Raw genomic sequence first — 1,426 nt, 5'->3', positions numbered from 1 at the left:
TGAAGTGACCCCGTAAAGTTGGACATTTCTGTTAAGCGGCTTTCAAGGCCTGAGTTCGATATTCTATCGGAGTCAGGCCTTTTAGTTTCACTTTTATACGTTTGGTATTGTAGTACTCGATGTATTCTTTAATTTGCTCTATCAGAGCATCTGCATCTTCAAAGCTTTGGTTGTGATACATCTCTGTTTTGAGTAAAGCAAAAAAGTTTTCAGCAACCGCATTATCCAAGCAGTTACCTTTTCTCGACATGCTTTGCGTTAACCCACTCTCCGCTACCTTTTTCTGATACTGTCGATGGCGATATTGCCAACCTTGATCGCTGTGTATAATTGGCTTTGAGTTGGGTTTAAGCGTTGATATAGCTTCCGTCAGCATATCCGTGACAAGCGGCAAGCAGGCATTTTTGGCCACTCTATAAGCAACCACCTCCTGAGTAAACAAGTCGACAACGGGAGACAAGTATACTTTCTGCTCTTTGACTTTGAACTCCGTGACATCAGTTACCCACTTTTCATCGGGTTGAGTCGCACTAAAATCTCTTTCAAGCACGTTGGGAGCCGCTTTTCCTGACTCTCCTCGGTATGAACGATACTTTTTAATCCTGACCGTCGATTTAAGGTTGAGCTGAGCCATAAGCTTTTGAACCGTTTTGTGATTAAGCACGAACCCCTGATTTTTTAGTTCCAAGTGAATACGGCGGTAGCCGTATCGCCCCTTATGTTCATGATAAATTGACTTTATCAACCGCAGCTCACGTTCGTAGCTATTTGGGCGCTTGCTCGTTTGAGCCTGATAATAAAAGACACTTTTTGCCAGCTGCAGAGTGTGCAGTAAGTGCTTTAACGGGTACTTGCCTTTAAGAGTTAGAGCTATGACCGCTTTTTCTTTGTTCGACGGTTTTTTTCCTGCTCCAACTCTTCCAACTTTTTTAGAACGGCATTCTCGGTTCGTAAGTAGACCAACTCCTCTTTTAGCTCCTCAAGTGTCATTTCATTATCAGGCTTGGTGGTACGTTGAGGTTGCTGTTTCATTGAGGGTCTTCCTTTCTGGCGCATTTTGAGCCCTTTGATACCGAGCTCATTAAATTTTTTGAGCCAGACAGAGAGTATCCCAGGGGATGAGAGGTTTAATACTGCGCTAGTGTGCGTGAGAGACCATTCATTCGTCCACATTAAATTCAATGCTTTTCGTTTTGTTTGAGCAGTCGCGGCATGCTTAGTTGGTAAAAATGAATCAGTACCATGGATGGCAAAGACTTGAGCCCAATACCGTATCTGCCTTGAAGAAATTGAATATTGTTTTGCTAAGTAGAGAGATGACGTGCCATCTAAGTATTGCTTAGCAATGATACATTTTAGCTCTCGGCTATATTTGGACATAAAAAGACCCCCAATAATTGGTGTCCAACTATTGGGGGTCAGTTCA

At 42.8% G+C, this 1,426-nt stretch carries 2 protein-coding genes; both read right to left on the bottom strand.

What is annotated here, in order from left to right; translation table 11 throughout:
* Window positions 1-31: 31 nt before the first annotated feature.
* Entirely contained in the window at window positions 32-874 is an 843-nt protein-coding gene (locus tag OH460_RS27285; protein ID WP_270000188.1) for an IS3 family transposase, read from the bottom strand.
* Window positions 871-1,380: a helix-turn-helix domain-containing protein gene (locus tag OH460_RS27280; RefSeq protein ID WP_333482716.1), complete on the bottom strand. Its 510-nt coding sequence runs from the start codon at window positions 1,378-1,380 to the stop codon at window positions 871-873. Before OH460_RS27280 ends, OH460_RS27285 begins: the two co-directional genes overlap by 4 nt.
* Between the last annotated feature and the right edge of the window lie 46 nt (window positions 1,381-1,426).

The organism is Vibrio sp. Makdt (assembly GCF_027587015.1).
Taxonomy (GTDB): domain Bacteria; phylum Pseudomonadota; class Gammaproteobacteria; order Enterobacterales; family Vibrionaceae; genus Vibrio; species Vibrio chagasii_B.
Note: the sequence above shows the minus strand (reverse complement) of the source record. Positions and strands in the feature narration are given on the sequence as shown.